1 protein-coding gene is annotated in these 1,049 nt (G+C 48.2%); it reads right to left on the bottom strand.

From position 1 onward, the window contains the following. A partial coding sequence (locus tag ACR0J1_RS19375; protein WP_480734404.1) for a calcium-binding protein occupies positions 1–1,049 on the bottom strand: 1,049 nt, incomplete at both ends.

Below are 1,049 nucleotides of genomic sequence, written 5' to 3'. Positions count from 1 at the left end.
AGTCCAAGATGTGATCATCGCCGTCACCAAGCGCATAACGATACGTGTCAGCACCCTCGCCACCGCGCAAATGATCATCACCAACTAGGCCATGGAGAATATTGTCACTAGACGTGCCAATGACATATTCGTTTTTGGAGGATCCTTTAATATAAGCACCCTCTATTGGTTCGAGAGTTTCAAGATCGTCAAAAACAACACCATCCGAAAACTCTACGCGCGCAATCTTTTCATCCGATGCAGCACTGAAGTAGCCAGCCAGCATGATTGTCTCACCGTTGGCCAGGGTAATTAGAGCATTCTGGCCCTCTCTGGTAACAAGTGCCTGATCAGATGTTGCATCATCGAAGATCAGCCTATCGCTGTGACCGTTCAGATTTTGAGCAGTGTTGATCGAATAAGATCCATCACCCAAGCTGTGCCGATGGGTTTCCGACCAGTGACTGCCTGTAACAGTACCAGTGGCCTTCATGTCATGTACAATAGCGTCTAGAAGTGCCTGCTGATCCCAGCTGGTCCCATCCGCAAACTCAAAGCTTTCGATTGATGAGTGCCTATTGCTATCAAATTGACGCAGGATCGTGACCGTCTCACCGTTTGCCAAGGTAAACAGCGCATTCGAACCATCTCGTCCAACGGTTACACTATCGCGATTAACATCGCTAAACTCCAACCGATCACTTCCAAGAGAAGTATCATGGTCGGAAATCGTATATGAGCCATCTCCGCTGGTGTGAACGTAGTGTTCATCGAAAACTGTGCCCGTGACAGTTCCGGTCGACTTCATATCCTGCATCAACCGCCCGCGGAACTGTTCCTGATCCCAAAGTGTTCCGTCCGCGAACTCAAAATGTTCAATCGCCCGCCATTTATTGGAATCCAATTGCCCAATAAGTGTGATTGTCTCGCCATTCGGCAAATTGATGATTACATCATTGTAAATCCTGACCAGATAAACCTCATCTGGATTCACATCTGTGAATGTGAGGCTGTCGGTTTGGTCGATGAAGTCATCGTAGTCGTGGATGCTGTACGATCCGTCTCCGAGG

The organism is Ruegeria sp. CJ3 (assembly GCF_056536725.1).
Note: the sequence above shows the minus strand (reverse complement) of the source record. Positions and strands in the feature narration are given on the sequence as shown.